Annotated in this window: 27 protein-coding genes; 21 read left to right on the top strand and 6 right to left on the bottom strand. The window is 69.0% G+C overall.

From position 1 onward, the window contains the following. Nucleotides 1-13: 13 nt before the first annotated feature. The 17 genes from rpmE to ACFQ7Q_RS12665 all read left to right on the top strand — a co-directional run bounded on the left by rpmE (nucleotide 14) and on the right by ACFQ7Q_RS12665 (nucleotide 15,206). Nucleotides 14-232, top strand: a complete 219-nt coding sequence (gene rpmE / locus ACFQ7Q_RS12745; RefSeq protein ID WP_383553251.1) for a 50S ribosomal protein L31 — start codon at nucleotides 14-16, stop codon at nucleotides 230-232. A gap of 98 nt (nucleotides 233-330) precedes the next feature. Then, nucleotides 331-1,407, top strand: a complete 1,077-nt coding sequence (gene prfA, locus ACFQ7Q_RS12740) for a peptide chain release factor 1 (protein WP_383553248.1) — start codon at nucleotides 331-333, stop codon at nucleotides 1,405-1,407. 37 nt (nucleotides 1,408-1,444) lie between these two features. After that, on the top strand, nucleotides 1,445-2,290 hold the full coding sequence (gene prmC, locus ACFQ7Q_RS12735; protein ID WP_383553246.1) for a peptide chain release factor N(5)-glutamine methyltransferase: 846 nt from the start codon (nucleotides 1,445-1,447) through the stop codon (nucleotides 2,288-2,290). A gap of 43 nt (nucleotides 2,291-2,333) precedes the next feature. Further along, complete coding sequence (locus tag ACFQ7Q_RS12730) at nucleotides 2,334-2,981, top strand: L-threonylcarbamoyladenylate synthase (protein WP_329115876.1); 648 nt, start codon at nucleotides 2,334-2,336, stop codon at nucleotides 2,979-2,981. Further along, the gene (locus ACFQ7Q_RS12725) at nucleotides 2,978-3,622 is read left to right on the top strand and encodes a protein-tyrosine-phosphatase (RefSeq protein WP_383553241.1); all 645 of its coding nucleotides are present in this window, start codon (nucleotides 2,978-2,980) and stop codon (nucleotides 3,620-3,622) included. The genes ACFQ7Q_RS12730 and ACFQ7Q_RS12725 overlap by 4 nt, the downstream gene beginning before the upstream one ends. Nucleotides 3,623-3,851: 229 nt before the next feature. Beyond that, a complete protein-coding gene (gene glyA, locus ACFQ7Q_RS12720) occupies nucleotides 3,852-5,099 on the top strand; it encodes a serine hydroxymethyltransferase (RefSeq protein ID WP_383553238.1) in 1,248 nt (415 codons plus the stop codon). A 107-nt stretch (nucleotides 5,100-5,206) separates the two neighbouring features. Continuing rightward, the gene (locus ACFQ7Q_RS12715) at nucleotides 5,207-6,541 is read left to right on the top strand and encodes an MraY family glycosyltransferase (RefSeq protein ID WP_383553235.1); all 1,335 of its coding nucleotides are present in this window, start codon (nucleotides 5,207-5,209) and stop codon (nucleotides 6,539-6,541) included. A gap of 265 nt (nucleotides 6,542-6,806) precedes the next feature. Then, a complete protein-coding gene (locus ACFQ7Q_RS12710; RefSeq protein ID WP_383553232.1) occupies nucleotides 6,807-7,223 on the top strand; it encodes a hypothetical protein in 417 nt (138 codons plus the stop codon). Nucleotides 7,224-7,448: 225 nt separating this feature from the next. Beyond that, on the top strand, nucleotides 7,449-8,258 hold the full coding sequence (gene atpB, locus ACFQ7Q_RS12705) for a F0F1 ATP synthase subunit A (RefSeq protein ID WP_383553229.1): 810 nt from the start codon (nucleotides 7,449-7,451) through the stop codon (nucleotides 8,256-8,258). A gap of 94 nt (nucleotides 8,259-8,352) precedes the next feature. Next, nucleotides 8,353-8,619, top strand: a complete 267-nt coding sequence (gene atpE / locus ACFQ7Q_RS12700) for an ATP synthase F0 subunit C (protein WP_366371947.1) — start codon at nucleotides 8,353-8,355, stop codon at nucleotides 8,617-8,619. Between the two features lie 41 nt (nucleotides 8,620-8,660). After that, nucleotides 8,661-9,206, top strand: a complete 546-nt coding sequence (locus ACFQ7Q_RS12695) for a F0F1 ATP synthase subunit B (protein ID WP_383553226.1) — start codon at nucleotides 8,661-8,663, stop codon at nucleotides 9,204-9,206. Next, entirely contained in the window at nucleotides 9,203-10,018 is an 816-nt protein-coding gene (locus ACFQ7Q_RS12690; RefSeq protein ID WP_383553223.1) for a F0F1 ATP synthase subunit delta, read from the top strand. The genes ACFQ7Q_RS12695 and ACFQ7Q_RS12690 overlap by 4 nt, the downstream gene beginning before the upstream one ends. A gap of 132 nt (nucleotides 10,019-10,150) precedes the next feature. Further along, nucleotides 10,151-11,749, top strand: a complete 1,599-nt coding sequence (gene atpA / locus ACFQ7Q_RS12685) for a F0F1 ATP synthase subunit alpha (protein ID WP_383553220.1) — start codon at nucleotides 10,151-10,153, stop codon at nucleotides 11,747-11,749. 20 nt (nucleotides 11,750-11,769) lie between these two features. Then, entirely contained in the window at nucleotides 11,770-12,687 is a 918-nt protein-coding gene (locus tag ACFQ7Q_RS12680) for a F0F1 ATP synthase subunit gamma (protein WP_383553217.1), read from the top strand. Then, nucleotides 12,687-14,129 carry a F0F1 ATP synthase subunit beta gene (atpD, locus tag ACFQ7Q_RS12675; protein WP_383553214.1) on the top strand — a complete coding sequence of 481 codons (1,443 nt, stop codon included), beginning with the start codon at nucleotides 12,687-12,689 and terminating at the stop codon, nucleotides 14,127-14,129. Before ACFQ7Q_RS12680 ends, atpD begins: the two co-directional genes overlap by 1 nt. A gap of 111 nt (nucleotides 14,130-14,240) precedes the next feature. Then, nucleotides 14,241-14,615 carry a F0F1 ATP synthase subunit epsilon gene (locus ACFQ7Q_RS12670; RefSeq protein ID WP_383553211.1) on the top strand — a complete coding sequence of 125 codons (375 nt, stop codon included), beginning with the start codon at nucleotides 14,241-14,243 and terminating at the stop codon, nucleotides 14,613-14,615. Between the two features lie 144 nt (nucleotides 14,616-14,759). Beyond that, the gene (locus tag ACFQ7Q_RS12665; protein WP_383553208.1) at nucleotides 14,760-15,206 is read left to right on the top strand and encodes a DUF2550 domain-containing protein; all 447 of its coding nucleotides are present in this window, start codon (nucleotides 14,760-14,762) and stop codon (nucleotides 15,204-15,206) included. Nucleotides 15,207-15,331: 125 nt separating this feature from the next. Here ACFQ7Q_RS12665 and ACFQ7Q_RS12660 read toward each other — a convergent pair whose 3' ends face one another. The 3 genes from ACFQ7Q_RS12660 to ACFQ7Q_RS12650 form a co-directional block, all read right to left on the bottom strand. Next, on the bottom strand, nucleotides 15,332-17,179 hold the full coding sequence (locus ACFQ7Q_RS12660; protein WP_383553205.1) for a glycosyl hydrolase family 18 protein: 1,848 nt from the start codon (nucleotides 17,177-17,179) through the stop codon (nucleotides 15,332-15,334). Nucleotides 17,180-17,303: 124 nt separating this feature from the next. Then, nucleotides 17,304-17,954 carry a response regulator gene (locus ACFQ7Q_RS12655; RefSeq protein WP_383553202.1) on the bottom strand — a complete coding sequence of 217 codons (651 nt, stop codon included), beginning with the start codon at nucleotides 17,952-17,954 and terminating at the stop codon, nucleotides 17,304-17,306. Then, entirely contained in the window at nucleotides 17,942-19,156 is a 1,215-nt protein-coding gene (locus tag ACFQ7Q_RS12650) for a sensor histidine kinase (protein WP_383553200.1), read from the bottom strand. Before ACFQ7Q_RS12650 ends, ACFQ7Q_RS12655 begins: the two co-directional genes overlap by 13 nt. A gap of 154 nt (nucleotides 19,157-19,310) precedes the next feature. On the opposite strand from ACFQ7Q_RS12650, the gene ACFQ7Q_RS12645 reads away from it, so the two are divergent. Beyond that, nucleotides 19,311-19,937, top strand: a complete 627-nt coding sequence (locus tag ACFQ7Q_RS12645) for a hypothetical protein (protein WP_383553198.1) — start codon at nucleotides 19,311-19,313, stop codon at nucleotides 19,935-19,937. Here the strand turns inward: ACFQ7Q_RS12645 and ACFQ7Q_RS12640 are convergent. From ACFQ7Q_RS12640 to ACFQ7Q_RS12630, 3 genes are read right to left on the bottom strand one after another with little or no spacing between them, the layout of a single operon-like run. Beyond that, nucleotides 19,857-20,429, bottom strand: coding sequence for a cob(I)yrinic acid a,c-diamide adenosyltransferase (locus ACFQ7Q_RS12640; protein ID WP_383553195.1), 573 nt, complete (start codon nucleotides 20,427-20,429; stop codon nucleotides 19,857-19,859). The two genes, ACFQ7Q_RS12645 and ACFQ7Q_RS12640, sit on opposite strands and share 81 nt — an antisense overlap. A 13-nt stretch (nucleotides 20,430-20,442) precedes the next feature. Further along, complete coding sequence (locus ACFQ7Q_RS12635; protein WP_383553192.1) at nucleotides 20,443-21,192, bottom strand: ABC transporter permease; 750 nt, start codon at nucleotides 21,190-21,192, stop codon at nucleotides 20,443-20,445. 8 nt (nucleotides 21,193-21,200) lie between these two features. Further along, nucleotides 21,201-21,974 (bottom strand): ABC transporter ATP-binding protein, encoded by a 774-nt coding sequence (locus ACFQ7Q_RS12630; protein WP_383553189.1) that lies wholly within the window; start codon nucleotides 21,972-21,974, stop codon nucleotides 21,201-21,203. A 71-nt stretch (nucleotides 21,975-22,045) separates the two neighbouring features. Here ACFQ7Q_RS12630 and ACFQ7Q_RS12625 point away from each other — a divergent pair, with 71 nt between their 5' ends. From ACFQ7Q_RS12625 to ACFQ7Q_RS12615, 3 genes are all read left to right on the top strand, one after another. Then, complete coding sequence (locus ACFQ7Q_RS12625) at nucleotides 22,046-22,681, top strand: TetR/AcrR family transcriptional regulator (RefSeq protein ID WP_383553187.1); 636 nt, start codon at nucleotides 22,046-22,048, stop codon at nucleotides 22,679-22,681. 154 nt (nucleotides 22,682-22,835) lie between these two features. Beyond that, nucleotides 22,836-23,684, top strand: a complete 849-nt coding sequence (locus ACFQ7Q_RS12620; RefSeq protein WP_383553184.1) for a 3-hydroxyacyl-CoA dehydrogenase family protein — start codon at nucleotides 22,836-22,838, stop codon at nucleotides 23,682-23,684. Between the two features lie 127 nt (nucleotides 23,685-23,811). Next, complete coding sequence (locus ACFQ7Q_RS12615) at nucleotides 23,812-24,135, top strand: STAS domain-containing protein (RefSeq protein ID WP_024761898.1); 324 nt, start codon at nucleotides 23,812-23,814, stop codon at nucleotides 24,133-24,135. Nucleotides 24,136-24,189: the final 54 nt, after the last annotated feature.

The raw sequence follows: 24,189 nt of genomic DNA, 5'->3' as shown, positions 1-24,189 counted from the left end.
ACTAGGAGACACCTTGAAGCGCGAGATCCACCCCGAGTACGTCGAGACCCAGGTCAGCTGCACCTGTGGCGCGTCGTTCACCACCCGTAGCACCCTGGCCGAGGGCACCATCCGTGCCGAGGTCTGCTCCGAGTGCCACCCGTTCTACACGGGCAAGCAGAAGATCCTCGACACCGGCGGCCGCGTCGCCCGCTTCGAGGCCCGCTTCGGCAAGGCTGCGGCCAAGAAGTAGCACGTCACTGCGCCGGTCCTTGGTCGCTCCCCCTGGGAGTACCGGACCGGCGCTTTGCCGTCCCCGCAGTCCGTTCGTACGAAAACCAGGAGCCCCCGATGTTCGAGGCGGTCGAGGAACTGATCGGCGAGCACGCCGATCTCGAGAAGAAGCTCGCTGACCCTTCGGTCCACGCGGACCAGGCCAACGCGCGCAAGCTGAACAAGCGTTACGCCGAGCTGACCCCGATCGTCGCCGTCTACCGTTCGTGGAAGCAGAACGGTGACGACATCGAGACCGCCCGCGAGCTGATGCACGACGACCCCGACTTCGCGGCCGAGGTCAAGGAGCTGGAGAAGCAGCGCGAGGAGCTGACCGACAAGCTGCGGCTGCTGCTCGTCCCGCGCGACCCCAGCGACGACAAGGACGTCATCCTGGAGATCAAGGCCGGCGCGGGCGGCGACGAGTCCGCCCTGTTCGCCGGCGATCTGCTGCGGATGTATCTGCGCTACGCCGAGCGCGTCGGCTGGAAGACCGAGATCATCGACTCCACCGAGTCCGAGCTCGGCGGCTACAAGGACGTCCAGGTCGCGGTGAAGACCAAGGGCGGCAACGGCGCGACCGAGCCCGGCCAGGGCGTCTGGGCGCGGCTGAAGTACGAGGGCGGGGTGCACCGCGTGCAGCGCGTGCCCGCCACCGAGTCGGCCGGCCGGATCCACACCTCCGCCGCCGGTGTCCTCGTGACGCCCGAGGCCGAGGAGATCGACGTCGAGATCCACGCCAACGACCTGCGCATCGACGTGTACCGCTCCTCCGGTCCCGGCGGCCAGTCCGTCAACACGACCGACTCCGCGGTCCGCATCACGCACCTGCCGACCGGCATCGTCGCCTCCTGCCAGAACGAGAAGAGCCAGCTCCAGAACAAGGAGCAGGCCATGCGAATCCTCCGGTCCCGGCTGCTCGCCGCGGCGCAGGAGGAGGCCGAGTCCAAGGCCGCCGACGCCCGCCGCAGCCAGGTCCGCACCGTCGACCGGTCCGAGAAGATCCGTACGTACAACTTCCCGGAAAACCGGATCTCGGACCACCGCGTCGGCTTCAAGGCGTACAACTTGGACCAGGTGCTCGACGGCGACCTGGACTCGATGATCCAGGCCTGCGTCGACGCCGACTCTGCTGCGAAACTGGCCGCCGCGTAAGTTCCGTAAGCCCCACCCCGTACCACGGAGGACCAGCGTGAACCTGCTGCTTGCCGAGGTGGCCCAGGCCACCCAGCGGCTGGCCGACGCCGGCGTTCCCTCTCCGCGTTTCGACGCGGAGGAGCTCGCCGCGTTCGTGCACGGCGTCAAGCGGGGGGAGCTGCACAACGTCAAGGACGCGGACTTCGACGCCCGCTACTGGGAGGCGGTGGCCCGCCGGGAGGCGCGCGAGCCGCTCCAGCACATCACCGGCCGGGCGTTCTTCCGCTACCTGGAGCTCCAGGTGGGGCCGGGCGTCTTCGTGCCCCGCCCGGAGACCGAGTCGGTCGTCGGCTGGGCCATAGACGCCGTACGGGCCATGGACGTCGTCGAGCCGCTGATCGTCGACCTGTGCAGCGGTTCGGGCGCGATCGCGCTCGCCATGGCGCAGGAGGTGCCGCGCTCGCGCGTGCACGCCGTGGAGCTCTCGGACGACGCGCTGGTGTGGACCCGTAAGAACGCCGAGGGTTCACGGGTCACCGTGCACCAGGGCGACGCGCTCAGCGCGCTGCCCGAGCTCGACGGTCAGGTCGACCTGGTCATCTCCAACCCGCCGTACATCCCGCTGACCGAGTGGGAGTACGTCGCGCCCGAGGCACGCGACCACGACCCGGAGATGGCACTCTTCTCCGGCGAGGACGGCCTCGACACGATCCGGGGGATCGAGCGCACCGCGCACCGGCTGCTGCGCCCGGGGGGCCTCGTCGTGATCGAACACGCGGACACCCAGGGCGGCCAGGTGCCGTGGATCTTCAACGAGGAGGCCGGCTGGGCGGACGCAGCCGACCACCCCGACCTGAACAACCGGCCGCGCTTCGCCACCGCCCGCAAGGCGATGCCGTGAACCGCACCGCCATGACCACGCTTGTGTATGAGGAGGCCCGCTGATGGCTCGGCGATACGACTGCAACGAGGCGACGGACCGGGTGACCGGTCTGCGCGAGGCCGCGTCCGCCGTTCGTCGTGGCGAGCTGGTCGTGCTGCCCACCGACACCGTGTACGGGATCGGCGCGGACGCCTTCAGCTCGGAGGCGGTCGCGGACCTGCTGGACGCCAAGGGCCGGGGCCGCAACATGCCCACGCCCGTCCTCATCGGCTCCCCGAACACGCTGCACGGGCTCGTCACGGACTTCTCCGAGCAGGCGTGGGAGCTCGTCGACGCCTTCTGGCCGGGCGCGCTGACGCTGGTCGCCAAGCACCAGCCGTCGCTGCAGTGGGACCTGGGGGACACCCGGGGCACGGTGGCGATCCGCATGCCGCTGCACCCGGTCGCGATCGAGCTGCTCACCGAGGTGGGCCCCATGGCCGTCTCCTCGGCGAACCTCACGGGACACCCGTCGCCGGAGGACTGCGACGCGGCACAGGGCATGCTGGGGGACTCCGTCTCGGTGTACCTCGACGGCGGCCCGACGCCCGGGATCGTCCCGTCGTCGATCGTGGACGTCACGGGCAAGGTGCCCGTCCTGCTGCGCGAGGGCGCCCTGTCCCCGGAGGAGCTCCGCAAGGTCGTACCCGACCTCGAGGTGGCCAATTGACCGCCCCTGAGGGGCGTGGCATAGCGGGGCACGAGAGCACTTCCTTCCGCATCCTCCACGTCAGCACCGGCAACGTCTGCCGCTCGCCGATCACCGAGCGGCTGACCCGCCATGCCCTGTGCGACCGCCTGGGCGACCCCCGGGGCGGTGGCCTGATCGTGGAGAGCGCGGGCACCTGGGGCCACGAGGGCGCCCCGATGGAGGCCAACGCGGAGCTGGTCCTCGCCGACTTCGGCGCGGACGCCAGCGGCTTCGTGGGCCGCGAGCTCCTCGACGAGCACGTCATCCGCGCGGACCTCGTCCTGACGGCGACCCGCGACCACCGGGCGCAGGTCATCTCGATGGGCCACTCGGCGGGACTGCGGACCTTCACCCTGAAGGAGTTCACCCGGCTCGTCCGCGCCATAGATCCCGCGACGCTGCCGGACCCCCTGGGCGACGGCATGGTCGAACGCGCACGCGCCCTGGTCCGCGCGGCGGCCGCTCTACGCGGGTGGCTCCTGGCCCCGAACGCGGAGGCGGACGAGGTGAACGACCCGTACGGTGCGCCGATCACGTTCTTCCGCTCGATCGGCGAGGAGATCAACACGGCCCTCGACCCGGTCGTGACGGCGCTGACGGGCGTGCCCACACGGCGTTGAGGTGCGGACGGGGGCGGGGCTCGACACGGCGTCGACCCGGTCGTGAGGGCACTCACGGGTGTGCCCGATGTGGCACCGACGGGTGTGCCCGCGCGGCGTTGACGGGTGGGCACCGTTCCGGCGAGCGGGCGTCAGGGCCATCCGGCCCAGGAGCTTCGTGAACATCGGGCAAACCCTTGCCGACGCGCCTACATTGGAGCTGAAGCCCAGCCCACGCCTGGAGCCAACGATGCCGGTCACCGCTCCCCCCGAAGTGGATCTCGACGTCCTGCGCCGGCAGGACCCGGAGATCGCCGACGTGCTGCTCGGGGAGGTGCGCCGGCAGTCCGACAGTCTCCAGCTGATCGCGGCCGAGAACTTCACCTCGCCCGCCGTCCTCGCCGCGCTCGGCTCCCCGCTCGCCAACAAGTACGCCGAGGGCTATCCCGGCGCCCGGCACCACGGCGGCTGCGAGTTCGTCGACGCCGCCGAGCGGATCGCCGTGGACCGGGCCAAGGCGCTCTTCGGGTCCGAGCACGCCAATGTGCAGTCCCACTCCGGTTCCTCCGCCGTCCTCGCCGCCTACGCGGCCCTCCTGCGGCCCGGGGACACCGTCCTCGCCATGGGCCTCGAACACGGCGGCCATCTCACCCACGGCTCGCCCGCCAACTTCTCGGGACGCTGGTTCGACTTCGTTCCCTACGGCGTCGACGCCGAGACCGGACTCGTCGACTACGAGCAGGTCGCCGCCCTCGCCCGTCACCACCGCCCGAAGGCGATCGTCTGCGGCTCCATCTCCTACCCCCGGCATCTCGACTACGCGCTCTTCCGCGAGATCGCCGACGAGACCGGCGCCTATCTCATCGCCGACGCCGCGCACCCCATCGGCCTCGTCGCCGGGGGAGCGGCCCCCAACCCCGTCCCCTACGCCGATGTGGTGTGCGCCACCACGCACAAGGTGCTCCGCGGTCCGCGCGGCGGGATGATCCTGTGCGGCGCCGAGCTCGCCGACCGCGTCGACCGGGCCGTCTTCCCGTTCACGCAGGGCGGCGCCCAGATGCACACCATCGCCGCGAAGGCCGTCGCCTTCGGAGAGGCGGCGACGCCGGCCTTCGCCGCGTACGCCCATCAGGTGGTCGCGCACGCCCGCGTCCTCGCCGACGCGCTCGCCGCCGAGGGCTTCGCCGTCACCACGGGCGGCACGGACACCCACCTGATCACCGCGGATCCCGCCCCGCTCGGCATCGAGGGCCGCACCGCCCGGATGCGCCTCGCCGCCGCCGGCATGGTCCTCGACACATGTGCTCTTCCTTACGGGGACGGGCGCGGCATCCGGCTCGGTACGGCCGCCCTCACCACCCAGGGGATGGGCTCCCGGGAGATGGCCCGGATCGCCGCGTTGTTCACGATCGCGCTACGGGACGAGCCCGAGGAGACAGGCCGGGTACGCGCCGAAGTGCGCGATCTGGCCGGGCGATTTCCACCGTATGGACGGTGATGGCAGGCGGAGCGCAACCATCCTCGCGGGCCGAATGTCCTCAAGCACATGGACAGCACGGCTAGGGTGTGGGGCTGAGATGGCCAGCGATTCCTGTGGGGCAGCCCGTGCGTGATTACCTGCTGACGCTCTGTGTCACGGCCGCGGTGACCTATCTGCTGACCGGTCCGGTGCGGAAGTTCGCCATCGCGACCGGGGCGATGCCGGAGATCCGTGCCCGAGACGTACACCGAGAACCGACTCCGCGGCTCGGTGGCATCGCCATGTTCTTCGGGCTGTGCGCCGGACTGCTGGTCGCCGACCACCTCCAGAACCTCAACAGCGTCTTCGAGCTCTCCAACGAGCCCAGGGCGCTGCTGTCCGGAGCCGCGCTGATCTGGCTGATCGGTGTCCTCGACGACAAGTTCGAGCTGGACGCCCTGATCAAGCTGGGCGCGCAGATGATCTCCGCCGGCGTGATGGTGATCCAGGGTCTGACGATCCTGTGGCTGCCGATCCCCGGTGTCGGCACGGTCGCCCTCACCCGCGGGCAGGGCACGCTCCTCACGGTCGCCCTGGTGGTCCTCACCATCAACGCGGTGAACTTCGTGGACGGGCTCGACGGCCTCGCCGCCGGCATGGTCTGCATCGCGGCCGCCGCCTTCTTCCTGTACGCCTACCGCCTCTGGTACGGCTACACGATCGAGGCCGCCGCCCCCGCCACGCTCTTCGCCGCGATCCTCATGGGCATGTGCCTGGGCTTCCTGCCGCACAACATGCATCCGGCCCGGATCTTCATGGGCGACTCCGGCTCGATGCTGATCGGTCTGATCCTGGCCGCCTCGGCGATCTCGATCACCGGCCAGGTCGACCCGGACGCGCTGAAGATCTTCGAGGGCTCGACCCGCCAGGCCACCCACGCCGCGCTCCCGGTCTTCATCCCGCTCGTGCTGCCGCTGACGATCATCGCGATCCCGATGGCGGACCTGATCCTGGCCATCGTGCGCCGCACCTGGAACGGCCAGTCGCCGTTCGCGGCCGACCGCGGGCATCTGCACCACCGGCTTCTGGAGATCGGGCACTCGCACAGCCGTGCCGTGCTGATCATGTACTTCTGGTCGGCGCTGATCGCCTTCGGGACGCTCGCGTACTCGGTGCACTCGGCGTCCATGTGGATCGTGCTCGTGGTGGTGCTGCTCAGCGCGATCGGTCTGGTGCTGCTCCTGCTGCCGCGCTTCTCGCCGCGGGCCCCGCGGTGGGCGGAGTCCTTCGTCCCGCCGCGCTACCGGCGCCGTAAGCGGACGGCCGTGGAACCCCTGGCCGAATCCGCGACTCCGGTCCCCGCGTCCGTGGAGGGGCCTCTGGAGGAGCGCATCCCGCTCCCGGCAGGAGTCAACGGCGCCACCGCCATCGGCCACCGTTCGCGCTTCACCGACCGGCGGAAGGCCGGAACGTCGAGTTGACGAACGCCTCATCGGCGTCCAATACCAGACAAGTCCACCCCGTGTCGTGCACACACGCGCGCGGTAACTCTCATGTGTGACAGTCAGCACACTTCACGGGTAAAGAACTACTCAAATAGTTTGTGATACCGTTCACGAGACCCGGCGACAGAGCCGAAGGACCGTAGTGCGACGGTTCATTGGCCCCGAGACTCACCTCGGACCGGGCTTACGCTCGTCCCTGACGACACCATCGCCCCCACCAAGCAACAGCGGAGACACCGCCATGCCGTCCAACGACGCACGCATCCTTCTGTCAGCTGCCATTCCCACTGCTGCCACCGGCGCGATCGCCGCGGTCATCAGCGGCGTGGTCGCCGGTGGGAAGGGTGCGATCGGCGCCGTCCTCGGCTGCGTGATCGTCATCGCGTTCATGGGTATCGGGCTCGTGGTGCTCCAGCGGACGGCGAAGTCGTACCCGCACCTGTTCCAGGCGATGGGTCTTCTGCTCTACACGACCCAGCTCCTGCTTCTCTTCGTCTTGTTGCTGTTGCTCAAGAGCACCACGTTCTTCGACTTCAAGGCTTTCGCCTTCACCCTGCTCGCGTCGACCCTCGTCTGGATCGCCGCGCAGGCGCGTGCCTACATGAAGGCCAAGATCATGTACATCGACGACCCCAAGAAGCCGGGGTCGTCGACGTGAGGGGTAGGGCCGGGATAAAGGCGCATTCGGCTTCCTGCTATCGTCCGGTGCCAACTGCGGCACTGCGGGCGCGGGCATCCGAGCTGACGCCTGTCCCAGCGCGAGGCTCGAAGCCGAACCGCCGCCCCCTTATCCGTAAGACCAGTCCAGTGCCGACCCGCGGCTGCGTGCCGCGCCGACACAACGAGGTTGCCGTACCTATGCGCCACGCTGAAGGAGCCCGCGGTGAGTGCTGACCAGACGCTTGCCTTCGACCCGGATTGCCACATCTTCAGTGGATGCGGTTTCCCGGCGCCGGGCCTGCACACGTTCATGTACGAGCCCATCGCCACGGTGGGGGGCATCGACATCACCAAGCCGATGCTGCTCGCCGTGCTGGGCTCCATCGTGGTCGTCGGGTTCTTCTGGGCCGCCTTCAACAAGCCCAAGCTGATCCCCGGCAAGATGCAGATGGTCGGCGAGGCCGGTTACGACTTCGTTCGCCGCGGCATCGTCTACGAGATCATCGGCAAGAAGGACGGCGAGAAGTACGTCCCCTTCATGGTGTCGCTGTTCTTCTTCGTCTGGATCATGAACCTCTGGTCGATCATTCCGCTCGCCCAGTTCCCGGTCACGTCGCTGATCGCCTTCCCGGCCGGTCTCGCGCTGATCGTGTACGTCATGTGGATCTCGCTGACGTTCAAGAAGCACGGCTTCGTGGGCGGCTGGAAGAACATCGTCGGTTACGACAAGTCCCTCGGCGCGATCCTGCCGATGGTCGTCGTCCTCGAGTTCTTCTCGAACCTCATCATCCGGCCCTTCACGCACGCGGTCCGACTGTTCGCGAACATGTTCGCCGGTCACCTGCTGATCGTGATGTTCTCGCTGGCCACCTGGTACCTGATGAACGGCCTGGGCTTCGTCTACGCCGGCGCCTCGTTCGTCATGGTCCTCGTGATGACGGCCTTCGAGCTCTTCATCCAGGCCGTCCAGGCGTACGTCTTCGTCCTCCTGGCCTGCAGCTACATCCAGGGCGCGCTCGCCGAGCACCACTGAGCGACTCCCGCCCGGGATTCGGCTACACCCCCAATCCAACAGTCGTCCGGTGGCCAACCCCCACCGGGTCATTGAAAGAGAAGGAAGTAACGGCATGTCCGCTGCTCTCGAGCTGATCAACCTCGCCGCCCCCGGTGACAGCGCCAAGACCACCCTCGTCGGCAACGTCGCCTCGATCGGCTACGGCCTGGCCGCGATCGGCCCCGGCGTCGGCGTCGGCATCATCTTCGGTAACGGTACGCAGGCCCTCGCCCGCCAGCCCGAGGCCGCCGGTCTGATCCGCACCAACCAGATCATGGGCTTCGCCTTCTGTGAGGCGCTCGCCCTCATCGGCATCGTCATGGGCTTCGTCTACCAGTAAATCGGACCGACAGCCCAAACCTTTTTACGGAAGGCACTGATGTGAACGCTCTGCTTCTTGCGCAGGGTCAGGAGCCCCAGCCTCCTCTGATCCCGCATCTTGACGAGCTCGTCATCGGCCTGATCGCCTTCGTCATCGTCTTCGGCTTCCTCGCCAAGAAGCTCCTCCCGAACATCAACAAGGTTCTGGACGAGCGTCGGCAGGCCATCGAGGGCGGCATCGAGAAGGCCGAGTCGGCCCAGATCGAGGCCAAGAGCGTGCTGGAGCAGTACAAGGCCCAGCTCGCCGAGGCCCGCCATGAGGCCGCGCGTCTTCGCCAGGAGGCGACGGAGCAGGGCACCGCGATCATCCAGGAGATGAAGGCGGAAGGCCAGCGCCAGCGCGAGGAGATCATCGCGGCCGGCCACACGCAGATCGAGGCCGACCGCAAGGCTGCGGCGACCTCGCTGCGTCAGGACGTGGGCAAGCTCGCCACCGACCTGGCCGGCAAGCTGGTCGGCGAGTCCCTCGAGGACCACGCCCGCCAGAGCCGCACGATCGACCGCTTCCTCGATGAGCTCGAGGAGAAGGCCGAGGCCGTCCGATGAACGGAGCGAGCCGTGAAGCACTGGCCGCCGCACGTGAGTCCCTCGACGCGCTGACCGACAACACCTCGGTCGACGCCGCGAAGCTCGCGGGTGAGCTGGCCGCAGTCACCGCGCTGCTCGACCGCGAGGTGTCGCTGCGTCGGGTCCTGACCGACCCGGCGCAGGCAGGCGAGGCCAAGGCCGAGCTCGCCGGGCGCCTGCTCGGCGGCCAGGTGGGCGGCGAGACCGTCGACCTGATCTCCGGCATGGTGCGTTCCCGCTGGTCGTCCTCGCGTGACCTGGTCGACTCGGCCGAGGAGCTGGCGAACATCGCCGACCTCACCGCCGCGCAGCGGGCCGGTGCCCTGGACGACGTCGAGGACGAGCTGTTCCGGTTCGGCCGGATCATCACCTCCAGCACCGAGCTGCGCTCGGCGCTGACCGACAAGGCCGCCACGGCGTCCGCCAAGAGCGAGCTGCTGCGCAGCCTGCTCGGCGGCAAGGCCAACCCGGTCACCGAGCGTCTGGTCGTCCGTCTCGTGACCCAGCCGCGTGGACGTAGCCTGGAAGCGGGACTCGAGTCCCTCTCCAAGCTCGCCGCGGCGCGCCGGGACCGGATGGTCGCCGTCGTCACCTCGGCGGTGCCGCTGACCGACCAGCAGAAGCAGCGCCTCGGTGCCGTCCTGGCCAAGCTGTACGGCCGACAGATGCACCTGAACCTCGATGTGGACCCGGCGGTCCTCGGCGGGATCACGGTGCAGGTCGGTGACGAGGTCATCAACGGCACCATCGCGGAGCGCCTCGACGAGGCGACCCGGCGGCTGGCCGGCTGACGGCTTCGGCCACCAACTGAACAAGCATGATCAGCGGCCCGGTTGGGCCGTGCAATTGCAGAAGATTCCTGGGGGTCGGCCCCCAGACCCCCAAGAAAACTTCGGGCCCAACAAGGAGAGCAGGGAACCCAGATGGCGGAGCTCACGATCCGGCCGGAGGAGATCCGGGACGCGCTGGAGAACTTCGTCCAGTCGTACCAGCCGGACGCGGCCTCGCGCGAGGAGGTCGGAACGGTCAGCCTGGCCGGCGACGGCATTGCCAAGATCGAGGGTCTTCCCTCGGCCATGGCGAACGAGCTGCTGAAGTTCGAGGACGGCACCCTCGGTCTCGCCCTCAACCTCGAGGAGCGCGAGATCGGTGCGATCGTCCTCGGCGAGTTCAGCGGTATCGAGGAGGGCCAGCCGGTGCAGCGCACCGGTGAGGTTCTCTCCGTAGGTGTCGGCGAGGGCTACCTCGGCCGCGTCGTCGACCCGCTCGGCAACCCGATCGACGGCCTCGGCGAGATCGCGACCGAGGGCCGCCGCGCCCTCGAGCTGCAGGCCCCGGGCGTCATGGCCCGTAAGTCGGTGCACGAGCCGATGGAGACCGGCTACAAGGCCGTCGACGCCATGACGCCGGTCGGCCGTGGCCAGCGTCAGCTGATCATCGGCGACCGTCAGACCGGCAAGACCGCGCTGTGCGTCGACACGATCATCAACCAGCGTGACAACTGGCGCTCGGGCGACGTGAACAAGCAGGTTCGCTGCATCTACGTCGCCGTCGGCCAGAAGGGCTCGACCATCGCGTCCGTTCGCGGCGCCCTGGAAGAGGCCGGAGCCCTCGAGTACACGACGATCGTCGCCGCCCCGGCGTCCGACCCGGCCGGCTTCAAGTACCTGGCGCCGTACACCGGCTCCGCCATCGGTCAGCACTGGATGTACCAGGGCAAGCACGTCCTGATCGTCTTCGACGACCTGTCGAAGCAGGCCGACGCCTACCGCGCCGTGTCGCTGCTGCTGCGCCGCCCGCCGGGCCGTGAGGCCTACCCGGGTGACGTCTTCTACCTGCACTCCCGTCTGCTCGAGCGTTGCGCCAAGCTCTCGGACGAGCTGGGTGCCGGTTCGATGACCGGTCTGCCGATCGTCGAGACCAAGGCGAACGACGTGTCGGCGTTCATCCCGACCAACGTCATCTCCATCACCGACGGCCAGTGCTTCCTGGAGTCCGACCTGTTCAACGCCGGCCAGCGTCCGGCCCTGAACGTCGGTATCTCGGTCTCGCGTGTCGGTGGCTCCGCCCAGCACAAGGCGATGAAGCAGATCTCCGGTCGCCTCCGTGTCGACCTGGCCCAGTTCCGTGAGCTCGAGGCGTTCGCCGCCTTCGGTTCGGACCTGGACGCCGCGTCGAAGGCGCAGCTGGAGCGTGGTCAGCGCATGGTCGAGCTGCTCAAGCAGGCTCAGTACCAGCCGATGCCCACCGAGAACCAGGTCGTTTCCGTCTGGGCCGGCACCACCGGCAAGATGGACGACGTCCCGGTGGCCGACATCCGCCGCTTCGAGGCCGAGATGCTGGCGTACCTGCGCCAGAGCCACTCCGGTCTCATGGCCTCCATCCGTGAGGGCGGCAAGATGTCGGACGACACCCTGCAGTCCGTGGCCGACGCCATCGCGGAGTTCAAGAAGCAGTTCGAGACCTCTGACGGGAAGCTGCTGGGCGACGACGCTTCCGCTGCCGTCAACGTCTCGAAGTGACGACGGAAGGGACCTGACTCATGGGAGCGCAGCTCCGGGTCTACAAGCGTCGCATCAAATCCGTCACCGCGACGAAGAAGATCACCAAGGCGATGGAGATGATCGCCGCCTCGCGTGTCGTCAAGGCGCAGCGCAAGGTGCAGGCGTCGACCCCGTACGCCACCGAGCTGACCCGCGCGGTCACCGCGGTGGCCACGGGTGCGAACGACAAGCACCCGCTGACCACGGAGACGGAGAACCCGACCCGTGCCGCAGTCCTGCTCCTCTCGAGCGACCGCGGTCTGGCCGGCGCCTTCAACTCCAACGCCATCAAGGCGGCGGAAGCGCTGACGAGGAAGCTGGAGAGCGAGGGACGCGAGGTCGACATCTACGTCGTCGGCCGTCGTGGCATCGCGCACTACAACTTCCGTGAGCGCAAGCTGGCCGACTCGTGGACCGGTTTCACGGACCAGCCGGAGTACGCGGACGCCAAGAAGATCGCGGCTCCGCTGATCGAGGCGATCGAGAAGGACACGGCCGAGGGCGGAGTGGACGAGCTCCACATCGTCTACACCGAGTTCGTCTCGATGATGACGCAGACGGCGGTCGAGGCCCGGCTGCTGCCCCTCAGCCTCGACGAGGTGGCGAAGGAGGCGGGCGAGCAGGACACGCTCCGTCCGCTGTACGACTTCGAGCCGTCGGCGGAGGACGTCCTCGACGCCCTTCTGCCGCGCTACGTCGAGAGCCGGATCTACAACGCGCTGCTTCAGTCGGCTGCCTCCAAGCACGCCGCCACGCGCCGTGCGATGAAGTCGGCGACCGACAACGCGGGAGACTTGATCAACAACCTCTCCCGACTTGCCAACGCGGCCCGCCAGGCCGAAATCACCCAGGAAATCAGCGAGATCGTCGGTGGCACCGCAGCCCTGGCCGACGCGACCGCGGGGAGTGACAAGTAATGACGACCACTGTTGAGACGGCCGCCGCCACGGGCCGCGTCGCCCGGGTCATCGGCCCGGTCGTCGACGTGGAGTTCCCCGTCGACGCGATGCCGGAGATCTACAACGCGCTGAACGTCGAGGTTCCGGACCCGGCCGAGGAGGGCGCGACCAAGACGCTGACCCTCGAGGTCGCCCAGCACCTCGGTGACGGCGTCGTCCGCACCATCTCGATGCAGCCCACCGACGGTCTGGTCCGCCAGGCGGCGGTGACCGACACCGGCACGGGCATCACCGTTCCCGTCGGTGACGTCACCAAGGGCCGCGTGTTCAACACGCTGGGTCAGGTGCTGAACGCGGACGAGTCCACCGTGGCCGACGCGCCGCGCTGGACGATCCACCGCAAGGCCCCGGCCTTCGACCAGCTCGAGTCCAAGACCGAGATGTTCGAGACCGGCCTGAAGGTCGTCGACCTTCTCACCCCGTACGTCAAGGGTGGAAAGATCGGTCTGTTCGGTGGCGCCGGTGTCGGCAAGACCGTTCTGATCCAGGAAATGATCGTCCGTGTGGCCAAGCTGCACGACGGTGTGTCGGTCTTCGCGGGCGTCGGCGAGCGCACCCGTGAGGGCAACGACCTCATGGTGGAGATGGAGGAGGCCGGCGTTCTGGACAAGACCGCGCTGGTCTTCGGCCAGATGGACGAGCCCCCGGGCACCCGTCTGCGCGTGGCCCTCGCCGGTCTGACCATGGCGGAGTACTTCCGCGATGTGCAGAAGCAGGACGTGCTGTTCTTCATCGACAACATCTTCCGCTTCACGCAGGCCGGCTCCGAGGTCTCGACCCTGCTCGGCCGTATGCCCTCCGCCGTGGGTTACCAGCCGAACCTGGCCGACGAGATGGGTCTCCTCCAGGAGCGCATCACCTCGACCCGTGGTCACTCGATCACCTCGATGCAGGCGATCTACGTCCCCGCGGACGACCTGACCGACCCGGCTCCGGCCACCACCTTCGCCCACCTCGACGCGACGACGGTTCTCTCCCGTCCGATCTCCGAGAAGGGCATCTACCCGGCCGTGGACCCGCTGGACTCCACGTCCCGGATCCTGGACCCGCGCTACATCGCGCAGGACCACTACGACGCCGCCACGCGCGTCAAGGGAATCCTGCAGAAGTACAAGGACCTCCAGGACATCATCGCGATCCTCGGTATCGACGAGCTGAGCGAGGAGGACAAGCTCGTTGTCCACCGCGCCCGCCGTGTCGAGCGCTTCCTGTCCCAGAACACCCACGCGGCGAAGCAGTTCACCGGTGTGGACGGTTCGGACGTTCCGCTCGACGAGTCGATCGCCGCGTTCAACGCGATCTGCGACGGTGAGTACGACCACTTCCCCGAGCAGGCCTTCTTCATGTGTGGTGGCCTCGAGGACCTCAAGAAGAACGCCAAGGAGCTTGGCGTCTCCTGAGCCCCGTGCTCTCGCGAGGGGGGCGGGTGTGTCCTGCCCCCCTCGTCACGCCCATTAGAATTGACCCCAACACCCGGCACGACCGCCGGGTGGTGACCCGAGGAGCCACCCTTGGCTGCTGAGCTGCACGTCGAGCTGGTCGCCGCGGACCGGAGTGTCTGGTCCGGCGAGGCCACCTTGGTCATCGCACGTACCACCTCCGGCGACATCGGCGTCATGCCCGGCCACCAGCCGCTGCTCGGTGTGCTGGAGTCGGGCCCGGTGACCATCCGTACCAGCGAGGGCGACACCGTCGTCGCCGCTGTGCACGGTGGATTCATCTCGTTCGCCGACGACAAGCTGTCTCTGCTCGCGGAGATCGTCGAGCTGGCGGACGAGATCGACGCCCAGCGCGCCGAGCGTGCGCTGGAGCGCGCCAAGTCGGAGTCGGACGCCGCCGCCGAGCGTCGCGCCGACGTCCGGTTGCGTGCGGTAGCGGTCCGCTAGCGGACCGCGCCGAGAGTTGTGCCCTCAGCCGCGGCACGGCTGGAATTCTCCAGACCGTGTCGCGGCTGAGGCGATGCATATGCAGGTTGTATTCGGTTACGCCGGCGAAGCCGGTCACGGGACGCAGCGAGGAGGTCGGTGAAGATGTTCCTCGCTCTGCTCCTGAGCGGCCTGGTCGTCGCACTGGTGGTGATCGGGCTCTTCGTCTTCGGCTTGCGCCGCCGCCTGATCCAGCGTGCCGGCGGCACCTTCGACTGTTCCCTTCGCTGGAACGTCCCCGAGGAGCCGGACATCTCCGGCAAGGGCTGGGTGTACGGCGTCGCCCGCTACAGCGGTGACCAGGTCTCCTGGTTCCGCGTCTTCTCCTACGCGCCGCGCCCGCGCCGTGTCCTCGAGCGCTCGGCGATCGAGGTCCTGGAGCGCCGGATGCCCGAGGGCGAGGAGGAGCTGGCGCTGCTCTCCGACGCCGTGATCCAGGGCTGTATGCACCGGGGGACCCGCCTGGAGCTGGCGATGAGCGAGGACGCTCTCACCGGCTTCCTCGCATGGCTGGAAGCGGCGCCTCCTGGCCAGAGGGTGAACGTGGCCTGATCGGCCTCACCCCTGGATGGGGGTCCCCCCGGACGAAGTCTGGGGGAGGGTGAATGTGGCCTGACAGTGGAAGTACGACGGCGGGGACGGTGTGCTGCACCGTCCCCGCCGCGTTCTCCGTGGGGCTAGTTCAGCCCGCTGTTGATGGCTCCGACCAGCTCGCCGTTGCCCGTGTCACCGCTGAACTCCCAGAAGAACGCGCCTCCCAGGCCCTGGTTCTTCGCCCAGCTCATCTTGGACGTGACCGTGGCCGGGGTGTCGTAGCTCCACCAGTTGCTGCCGCAGTGCGCGTACGCCGTACCGGCCACCGTGCCGTTGGCCGGGCAGGAGTTCTTCAGGACCTTGTAGTCCTCGATGCCCTGCTCGTACGTGCCGGCCGCCGGGCCGGTCGCGCTGCCGCCCGGTGCGGACTGGCTGACGCCGGTCCAGCCGCGGCCGTAGAAGCCGATGCCGAGCAGCAGCTTGTTGGCCGGGACGCCCTTCGCCTTGAACTTGGCGATCGCCTCGGCGGAGTTGAAGCCCGCCTGCGGGATGCCGGCGTAGGAGGTGAGCGGGGAGTGCGGGGCCGTCGGGCCCTGCGCCGCCCAGGCGCCGAAGAAGTCGTACGTCATCACGTTGAACCAGTTCATGTACTGCGCCGCGCCCGCGTAGTCGGCCGCGTCGATCTTGCCGCCGGAGGAGGCGTCGGCCGTCACGGCCGCCGTGACCAGGGCGTTGCCGCCGAACTTGGCACGCATGGCCTGCATCATGTTCTTGAAGGAGGCCGGGCCGCTGGTGTCGCAGGAGAGACCGCAGGCGTTCGGGTACTCCCAGTCCAGGTCGATGCCGTCGAAGACGTCGGCCCAGCGCGGGTCCTCCACCAGGTCGTAGCAGGACTGCGCGAAGGCGGTCGGGTTCTGCACGGCCTGGCCGAAGCCGCCGGACCAGGTCCAGCCGCCGAAGGACCACAGCACCTTGATGTTCGGGTACGCCTTCTTCAGCTTGCGCAGCTGGTTGAAGTTGCCGCGCAGCGGCTGGTCCCAGGTGTCGGCGACGCCGTCGACGGACTGGTCGGCGGTGTAGGCCTTGTCGTAGTCCGCGTAGGCGTCACCGATCGTGCACTTGCCGCCGGTCACGTTGCCGAAGGCGTAGTTGATGTGCGTGATCTTGGACGCGGAGCCGGAGGTCGCGATGTTCTTGACGTGGTAGTTCCGGCCGTAGACGCCCCAGTTGGTGAAGTAGCCGAGCTTCACGGTGGAGCCGGGGTTGGGGTTGCCCCCGCCGCCCGTGGTCCGGACGCTCGCGGTGCCGCTCGCCGGGCCGGTCTGGTCGATGGTGTCGCGGGCGACGACCGTGTAGGTGTAGTCGGTGCCGGCGGTCAGCCCGGTGTTGGTGTAGGTCAGTCCGGTGACCGTCGCGACCGTGGTGCCGTCGCGCTTGACGTCGTAGTTCTTGATGCCCTTGTCGTCCGTGGCCGCGGTCCAGGTCAGCTTGACCGAGGTGTTGGTGATGTCGGAGGCGACGGGAGTGCCGGGCGCGGAGGGCGCGTTGTCGCCGGGCTGGGTGCCTCCGTCGCACGAGGCGCCGTTGATCTTGCAGCCGCTGGGCGCGCCGGAGCCGGAGCCGTTGAAGCCGAAGGAGACGGTGGCGCCGGGGGCGAGGGTGCCGTTCCAGCCGACGTTCTTGGCGGTCCAGTGGGTGCCGGAGCTGGTGACGGTCGCGTCCCAGGCGGAGGTGACGGCGGTGCCGGCGGGGTAGTCCCACTCGACTGTCCAGGAGGAGAGCGTGGTGGTGCCGGTGTTCTTCACCGTCCACTTGCCCTCGAAGCCGGAGCCCCAGTCGGAGACCTTGGTGTACGTGGCGGTGGCCGCCGTGGCGGCCTCGGCGGGTGCTGCGAGGCCGACCATGGCGGCCAGGGGCAGGATCAGGGCGGTCAGACCGGCGGCGGCCCGGTGTCTGAACCCTGTTCTGCGCGTCGGTGCTTGAGTGCTCAACGGTGCTCCTCAAGTTGCGGACGGACAAGCTGGGGGTGGTCCGTGAATGTGCGCGCGCCCCGCGAGCGTAGAAAGGTCTGGACCAACCGTCAAGAGGTCCAGACCAACGTCGGAGTCCGGTCCTTCAGACCCCCAACTCCTGTGCCAGCACTGCCGCTTGGACCCTGCTGCGCAGCTTCAGCTTCCCCAGCACCTTGCTGACGTGGGTCTTCACCGTGGCCTCCGCCATGTCCAGGCGTACCGCGATCTCGGCGTTCGACAGACCCTTGCCCAGCGCGGAGAGCACCTCCCGCTCCCGCGGTGTCAGCGCGTCCAGTACGGAAGGATCCGGCGCACCGGGCGCACGCACCGGCGTGCGGGGCGCCGCGAACTCGGCGATCAGCCGCCGGGTCACGGCCGGGGCGATCATGCCTTCCCCGCGCCCCACCGTCCGTACCGCCTCGATCAGGTCCTTCGCGTCGGTGTTCTTCAGCAGGAACCCCGCCGCACCGGCCCGCAGCGCCCCGAAGACGTACTCGTCGAGGTCGAAGGTGGTCAGGACCAGCACATCGGCCAGGCCCTCGGAGACCACGAGCCGGGTCGCCGTCACCCCGTCCATCCGCGGCATCTGCACATCCATCAGGACCAGGTCCGGGCGGAGTTCGCGGGCCAGTTCCACCGCCCGTTCGCCGTCGGCGGCCTCCCCGACCACCTCGATGTCCGGTGCGCTGCCCAGGATCAGGACGAGTCCCGCCCTGACCGCGCTCTGATCCTCGGCCACGATCACCCGTACCATGCCGGCGGCTCCCTGTCGCTCGTACCGACGGGCAGGACCGCCCGTACCCGCCATTCTTTCCGCCCGTCGTCCGCCGTCACCGGACCGGACTCGAACTGCCCGTCGAGCAGTGCCACGCGTTCCCGCATCCCCACCAGGCCCGCGCCGGATCCAGGGGCGCGCGGCCCGGGCTGCCCGCCGAGCACACTGGTCACGCCGACCGTGAGGCCACCGTCACGGCAGCGGCCCAGCTCCACCCTTACCTCGCCGGGGGCCGCGTGCTTGAGGGCGTTGGTCAGCGACTCCTGCACGATCCGGTACGCGGCGAGCTCGACCGGAGCCGGCAGCGCCACGGCGTCGCGCGACCGGCTGTCGTCGAGGACGAACGTCAGTCCGCTCGACTCCCCGTTCGTCGCCGCCTGGGCCACCAGCGCGTCCAGCCCGTCCAGGGTGGGCGCCGCCGCCGGTGCCGCGTCCCCGCTGCTGTCCCGCAGCAGCCCGATCAGCCGCCGCATCTCCGCGAGCCCCTCCACGCTGTTCTCCCGGATCACGGTCAGCGCCTGCCGGGTGGTCGCCGGATCGTCGAGCGACAGCGCGGCCGTGGAGTGGATCGCGATCGCGGAGAGATGGTTGGCGACCATGTCGTGCAGCTCCCGCGCCATCCGCGCGCGCTCGGCCACGACGGCCTGGCTGCGGTCCATCTCGGCGAGCAGCGCGGTCTGCTCCGCGCGCAGACGGGCGGCGTCGGCGGCCTGGCGGTGATTGCGTACGACGGCGCCGGTGACCGCGGGCAGGAAGGACACCATGCCGGTGATCAGGCCGACGACCAGGGCGACCGCGTTCTGCCACCAGACGAGGAAGCCGATCGTCACACCGATCGTGATCAGTCCGGTCGTGTACGGGATGCGCCGGGCGGCCCCGGACGTGCCGTAGACCACGGCCGAGTAGACCAGGTCCGTGAACATCAACGCGGTCACGAGGCTGCCGTAGGTGAACTGGTCCGCCACCAGAGCGATCGTGCCGACGGTCAGGGCGGTCTGGGGCATCGTGCGCCGCAGGGCCTCCATCGAGGCCATCACCACGAGCGGGATCAGCGTCGCCCACCGCGCGGTGATCATCCGGTCGGTCTGGGTGTGCAGCCCGAACGACCACATCAGCAGGCCGATGGCGAGGCCGCCGGCGGCGATGAGCAGGTCGTCGCGGTGCGGTCGGGGGAAGGTCACGTTCCCATCCAACACGGCGGGTGGACTCCGGGCCTCGCCGCCGGGGCCGATCCGTGCCTCCGTCGAAGGATGTAGCCGCACTTCGTCATCGGCGACGACGATCCGGGCGGAATGCGACGGGACGCTGGAGGGGAACCGAAAGGGGAGTACCGCCGTGATCGTCATGCTGATCGTGATCTGCGAAGTGGGATTCTGGGTCCTGCTGGCCGCGGGTCTCGCCACCCGCTATCTGCTGAAGATGCCCCGGACGGGTCTCGCCCTGCTGCTGTGCGAGCCGCTCCTGGAAGTCCTGCTGCTCGTCGTCACCGCGATCGACCTCAAGAACGGGGCGGAGCCGAGCTGGCGGCACGGACTCGCGGCGGTGTACATCGGCTACACCGTCGGGCACGGCCACCGCACCGTGAAGTGGCTCGACGGTCACGCCGCCCACCGCCTCGGCGGCGGACCGCCGCCCGTGAAGCCGCCGCCCTACGGGATGGCCCGTGCCCGCCACGAGGGCAAGGTCTGGCTGGGCTCGGTGACGGCGGCGGCCGTCGCGTCCGGACTGCTGCTGCTCGCGATCTGGTACGTCGGCGACGACGGGAACACCGACTCGCTGCGGAGCTGGATCTTCGTCGCCTGGCGGGCGGCCGGGATCCACGGTCTGATCGCGCTCAGCTACGCGATCTGGCCGAAGAAGGCCCCGGCCGGCGACCCGGAGTCAGCGGTCCCCGCCCGGGACCCAGAGCACGTCCCCGACCTCCTTGTTCGCGACTCGCGCAAGGATGAAGAGCAGGTCTGAGAGGCGGTTGAGGTACGTGGCGGTCAGCGGGTTCATCGTCTCGCCGTGGACCTCCAGGGCCGCCCAGGTGGAACGCTCCGCGCGCCGGACCACCGTGCACGCCTGGTGCAGCAGTGCCGCACCGGGCGTGCCGCCCGGCAGGATGAAGGAGCGCAGCTTCTCCAGCTCCTCCAGGAAGCCGTCGCAGTCCGCCTCCAGCTTGTCGATGTACGACTGCTCGACCCGCAGCGGCGGGTACTTCGGGTCCTGGACCACCGGGGTGGAGAGGTCCGCGCCCACGTCGAACAGGTCGTTCTGGACGCGGACGAGGACCTTCACGACCTCCTCGTCGAGCTGCCCGAGGGCGATGGCCGTGCCGAGTACGGCGTTGGCCTCGTTGGCGTCGGCGTACGCCGAGATCCGCAGATCGGTCTTGGCGGTCCGGCTCATGTCGCCCAGCGCGGTGGTGCCCTGGTCGCCGGTACGGGTGTAGATGCGCGTCAGATTGACCATGACCCCAGCGTAGTTACGCTCCGGCTCTCCGGAACGTCCGTGTGCCGACCGTCACGGCGAGCGCCGTGAGCGCGACCGCCACCAGAACGCCGTACAGCATGGTCGCCGTCGCGTACCGCCCGACGTACGCGTCCCGTACCGCGTCCACCAGATAGCGGAACGGCATGAAGTGCGAGAGCACGTCCAGCCAGCCGGGGGCGAGCGCCATCGGCAGCATCAGCCCGGACAGCAGCATCGCGGGCAGCGAGAGCGCGTTGATCGTCGGGCCGAACTCCTGCGGCGTACGGACCTTCATCGCCAGCGCGTACGAGAGCGACGCCAACGCGAAGGTCAGCAGGGCGACGAAGACGAAACCGATCAGGATGCCGGTGAGCGGGGCCCGCAGCCCCATCGCCAGCGCGGCGAGCACCAGCAGCACGGCCTGGAACACGAAGAGCGAGGCGTCGCGCAGGACCCGGCCGAGGAGCAGCGCGAGCCGGCTGACCGGGGTGACGCGCATCCGCTCCACCACGCCCCAGTTCTTCTCCATGATGAGCGAGAAGCCGGCGAACGAGGCTCCGAAGAGCCCGAGTTGGAGCAGCAGGCCGGGGACGAGGATCTGCCAGGAGTCGCCCTCGCGGCCGAGCGGAAGGTCGGCGAGCAGCGGCCCGAAGAAGAGCAGGTACAGCAGCGGCATCAGGACGCCGAACAGCATCTGGAACTTGGAGCGCAGGGTCTGGCGGGCGTAGCGCCCGAAGATCAGCGAGGTGTCGTGGAGGAGCAAGGCGAGTCCTAGACGGCGACGGGGGCGAGGTCGGCGGGGGCCGGGCCGCGCCCGGTGATGGCGAGGAAGGCGTCCTGGAGGGTGGCGACACAGTGCCGGGCCTTGAGCGCGGCCGGGCTGCCCTCGGCGACGACGACGCCCTTGTCCACGATCACCAGTCGGTCCGCGAGGGCGTCGGCCTCGTCGAGGTAGTGGGTGGTGAGGACGACGGTCGTGCCGAAGTCGTCGCGCAGTCGGCGCACCAGCGCCCACAGGTCGGCCCTGCTGCCCGGGTCGAGACCGGTCGTCGGCTCGTCGAGGAAGAGCACGTCGGGCCGGTGGGTGAGGCCCATCGCGAGATCGAGACGGCGTCGCTGGCCGCCGGAGAGCGCAGCGGTGGAGCGGTCGAGGAGTTCGGTGAGGCCGAGCTCGCCGGCCAGTTCCTCGGCGCGGGCCGTCGCGTCGGCCCTGGAGAGCCGGTAGAGCCGTCCCTGGGTGACGAGTTCGGAGCGCACGGTCTCCTGCGGGTCGACCCCGCCGGCCTGGGCGACGTACCCGATCCGCTGCCGTACGGCAGCGGGGTCGGTGAGCAGGTCGTGGCCCGCGACCGTGGCCGCGCCGCCGGTGGGCGGGAGCAGCGTGGTGAGCATCCGCAGGGTCGTGGTCTTGCCGGCGCCGTTGGGTCCGAGGAGGCCGAGGATCTCGCCCGGCCGCACCGTCAGGTCGATCCCGCGCACGGCTTCCACGGGGCCGCGTTTCGTCTCGAAGGTCCGGGCGAGCCCGGCCGTACTGATGATTGGCATGGTGACCACAAAAACAGAGTCACTGAAATTTTGCAATGCCACCAAGTTTTCAGCAGCCCTAGGATGGGGGCATGGCTGAGGGGCTCAGGGAGCGCAAGAAGCGCGAGACGAAGCAGCGGATCTCCGACATCGCGACCGGACTCTTCCTGGAACACGGCTTCGTGACCGTGACCGTCGCGGACGTCGCCGAGGCCGCGGACGTGTCCGTCAACACCGTCTACAACTACTTCCCGGCCAAGGAGGACCTCTTCCTCGACCGGATGGAAGGCGTCACCCTCCGCCTCTCGCGGATGATCCGGGGCCGCGACCGGGGGGAGTCCGCCGCCGACGCAGTGCTGCGCGAGATGCGCGGGCAGATCGGCGCCGTCTCACCCGCGTACGGACTCATGGACGGCTTCGACGCCTTCATGAACGTCATCGAGCACGCCCCCACGCTCAAGGCCCGGCTCTTCTACCTCCAGCAGGAGGTCCACGACGCGGTCGTCGCCACCCTGCGAGAGGAGACCGGCGCGGCCGCCGACGACCCGCTGCCGCTGCTCGTCGGCGGACAGATCGCCTGGATCGAGAACACCGCCGTCGGCTACATCACCCGCGAGATGACCGCCGGCCGCAAGGCCACCACCGTCTCCCGCGAGACCCTCGTCCTCCTCGACGAGATCGAGGAGCTGCTGAGCGAGCGAGTCCTGACCTACGCGGTACGCGCCTAGGGCCCGTCCGGTCACCCGGTCGGGGCCTGTCGTGAGTGTGACGTCCGTCAAACCGGGCGTGACGCGCATTACTTCGCGGTCACATGCGGCCTCACTCCCGCTAATCTCCGCCGGAGAGTCAGAGAAGTGAACAGGTGTTAAGGGGTGGAAGACCGTGGCCAGGAAGCTCGCCGTCATCGGAGCCGGACTCATGGGGTCCGGAATCGCGCAGGTCTCGGCCCAGGCGGGGTGGGACGTCGTTCTGCGTGACGTCACCGACGCCGCGCTGACCCGTGGCACCGACGGCATCAAGGCGTCGTACGACCGCTTCGTCGCGAAGGGCAAGCTCGACGCCGCCGACGCCGAGGCCGCCCTCGGCCGCATCACCGCCACCACCGAACTCGACGCGGTCGCCGACGCCGACATCGTCGTCGAGGCCGTCTTCGAGAAGCTGGAGGTGAAGCACGAGATCTTCCGCGCCCTCGACAAGACCGTCAAGGACGGGGCCGTTCTCGCCTCCAACACCTCCGCCATCCCGATCACCAAGATCGCCGCGGTGACGGAGCGCCCCGAGGCCGTCGTCGGCGCCCACTTCTTCTCGCCGGTCCCGATGATGCAGCTCTGCGAGCTCGTCCGCGGCTACAAGACCAGCGACGCCACCCTCGCCGCCGCGCGGGAGTTCGCCGAGTCCGTCGGCAAGACCTGCATCGTGGTCAACCGCGACGTCGCCGGCTTCGTCACCACCCGCCTCATCTCGGCCCTGGTCGTCGAGGCCGCGAAGCTCCAGGAGTCGGGCGTCGCCACCGCCGAGGACATCGACATCGCCTGCAAGCTGGGCTTCGGTCACGCCATGGGACCGCTCGCCACCGCCGATCTGACCGGCATCGACATCCTGGTGAACGCCACCAGCAACATCTACACCGAGACCCAGGACGAGAAGTTCGCACCGCCGGAGCTGATGCGCCGGATGGTGGACGCGGGTGACATCGGCCGCAAGAGCGGGCAGGGGTTCTACAAGCACTGAGTTCCGACGGCCGTTTGGGCCTGCACTCGAAAGGGTGAATTCGGTATCAGTTCGCTTACAAGGCGCAACGCTTCTGCGCCGACGGCAGTCAGTTGATGCAAAGACGGAGCACTCCCGGGGAGCGCATATGCACATCAGGGGCGACCACGTCGAGCTGGTCGTCGGGGGCCGCCTCGACGTGCGCAGCGCGGCGGACGCCCGTACGGTCCTGCACTCGGCCGTCGACGACGGAGTCGGCGACCTGGTGCTCGACCTGACCGGCCTCGACTCCTGGGACGCCACCGGGCTCGGGGTCATCATGGGCGCACATCGCAGGGCCGGCCGCTGCGGCCGCCGGCTGGTGCTGCGCGGGGTCCCCCCGCAGATGCAGCGCCTGCTCGTGGCGACCCGGCTGCACCGGATCCTCGCCATCGAAGGCGGGCTCGCGGCGGAGTCCCTGCCCCGCGTCTGATCCTCGCCCCCGGCTGTGGGGCGAGGCGGACCGCGGCATGAATCGACGCCGTAC

It is taken from the genome of Streptomyces sp. NPDC056527, from assembly GCF_042794475.1.
In the GTDB taxonomy this organism is placed as follows: domain Bacteria; phylum Actinomycetota; class Actinomycetes; order Streptomycetales; family Streptomycetaceae; genus Streptomyces.
The sequence above is the reverse complement of the archived record's forward strand: the minus strand, read 5'-3'. Positions and strand labels throughout refer to the sequence as shown.